The 2,007-nt window shown below is 63.9% G+C and carries 3 protein-coding genes; 1 reads left to right on the top strand and 2 read right to left on the bottom strand.

Translation table 11 applies throughout. The annotated features are described in order from the left end of the window. A partial coding sequence (locus tag EOA29_RS34430) for a hypothetical protein (RefSeq protein WP_127222257.1) occupies positions 1-398 on the top strand: 398 nt, incomplete at its 5' end. Here EOA29_RS34430 and EOA29_RS34425 read toward each other — a convergent pair. Together EOA29_RS34425 and EOA29_RS34420 are read right to left on the bottom strand one after the other, a co-directional pair. Beyond that, complete coding sequence (locus EOA29_RS34425; protein WP_126092066.1) at positions 393-848, bottom strand: GNAT family N-acetyltransferase; 456 nt, start codon at positions 846-848, stop codon at positions 393-395. The two genes, EOA29_RS34430 and EOA29_RS34425, sit on opposite strands and share 6 nt — an antisense overlap. A 70-nt stretch (positions 849-918) precedes the next feature. Further along, positions 919-1,908 (bottom strand): BMP family ABC transporter substrate-binding protein, encoded by a 990-nt coding sequence (locus EOA29_RS34420; protein ID WP_126092065.1) that lies wholly within the window; start codon positions 1,906-1,908, stop codon positions 919-921. Positions 1,909-2,007 lie beyond the last annotated feature (99 nt).

Raw genomic sequence — 2,007 nt, 5'->3', positions numbered from 1 at the left:
AAGGAGACCGCATCGCAAGGGCCGGCGACTATGTTTTCGGCCTGATGGACGAAAGGGAACGCGCCCGCGCCGAGCGCGACCTCGAGATCGATCCCGCCTTTCGCGACGCGGTGCTGCGGCTCGCCGAGCGCATGCGTGCCCTGGAAACGACCGCGCCATCCAACGCGGCCTCCGACGAGCGCTGGAATCTTGTCCAGCAGCGGCTGGCCGGGTTGCCGCAGATGCGGCTTGCCGGGCTGAGCAACGGCGAATCGCAGCCGCAACCGATCATGATCCATCGACTCGAGCGCAAGCCCTACGGCGTCGGCGTACATTCCCTGGGCGGCCGGCTCGGACTTGTCATCGCGCTCGCCCTGCTGGCGGCCTTCGCGCTGGGCTATCTGGCGGGCACGCTATAGTTCACGCGACATCAGACGCATCGGCTGGCCGTCCTGGTCGAAAGTATCGACCGCAGTCCAGCCGAGCGCTTCGTAAAAAAGACGGGCCTCCCAGGTGTAGAGATAAAGCCTGTCCACGCCCGCCGATGCAGCATGGGCCTCGACGGCTCTTAGCAGCGCTGCGCCAACGCCCTGGCTTCGATGCGCTTCGTCAACGACAAGCCCGGCAAGCCATGGTGTCACATCATGCGCCGGATCGATCTCATTGCGAACGAGCAGGCAGCTTCCGATCGGCGCGCCGCCGACGCGGGCGACGAAGGCCGCCTCCAACCCGTCGCCACCGAGCAATGCGATAAGCCCGGCAATATCTTCTTCGAGCGTCCGGCCCGTACCCTCGAAGAAAGCCGCAAGGCGTAGTTTCGCTATGGCCTCGACGTCGCGCTCGGTCATGGCGTCGATTGTCGGTTGCATGATGCTTATCCAAAAAGAAACCGCCGGGCGAAGGCCCGGCGGTCAAACAAACCTTGACTCGATCTGCCGATCAATACGGGCAATTGTTGTCCGCGGTATAGTCGTGCACCTGGACCTTGCCGGCGATGATGTCGGCCTTGGCCTTTTCAACGGCCGCCTTCATCTCGTCGGTCACCAGCGCCTTGTTGTTGTCGTCCATGGCGTAGTCCACGCCGCCCTCCTTGAGGCCGAGATTCTGGACGCCGCCCTTGAAGGTGCCGTTCTTGCCGTCCATGAAGGCGTTGTAGACGGCGACGTCGACGCGCTTCATCATCGAGGTCAGCACCTTGCCGGGCTGCAGGCCGTTCTGGTTGGAATCGACGCCGATGCCGAGCTTGCCGGCATCAGCGGCCGCCTGCAGCACGCCGACGCCGGTGCCGCCCGCGGCGGCATAGACGACGTCCGCGCCCTGGTCGATCTGCGTCTTGGCGATCTCGCCGCCCTTGGCCGGGTCGTTCCAGGCGGCCGGCGTGTCGCCGGTCATGTTCTGGATGACGTCGGTGGCGCCGGCCGACTTGGCGCCGCCGACATAACCGCACTCGAACTTGCGGATCAGCGGAATGTCCATGCCGCCGACGAAGCCGACCTTCTTCGACTTCGACGCCATCGCCGCCAGGATGCCGACGAGGTACGAGCCCTCATTTTCCTTGAATACCAGCGAGCGGACATTGGGCAGGTCGACGGCATCGTCGATGATGGCGAAGTTGAGGTCGGTATATTCGGCCGCGACCTTCTTCAGCGCATCCTCCCAGGCGAAGCCGGCCATGACGATCGGGTTGCGGCCGTCCTCGGCGAAGCGGCGCAGCGCCTGCTCGCGCTGCGAGGCGTTGGAAACCTCGAATTCGACGTAAGCGACGCCGGTTTCGGCCTTGAACTTCTCGGCGCCGTGAAAGGCGGCCTCGTTGAAGGATTTGTCGAACTTTCCGCCGAGATCGTAGAGGATGGCCGGCTGGACATCCGCGGCGAAAGCCGGAAGAACCATTGCAGTTGCGGCCAGAAGGCCGAGAACGATACGTTTCATGTGATCCACACCCTGTCGGTTATTTTCCGTTTGCACCACATCCCTGCCCGGTTCTCCGGCAGGCATGCGACGTCAGGCAGGAAGTGTTTTCCCCTCCCG

Origin of the sequence: Mesorhizobium sp. M1E.F.Ca.ET.063.01.1.1 (assembly GCF_003998155.1) — a bacterium.
Classification (GTDB): Bacteria; Pseudomonadota; Alphaproteobacteria; order Rhizobiales; family Rhizobiaceae; genus Mesorhizobium.
This window is presented reverse-complemented; position numbering and strand designations above follow the sequence as displayed.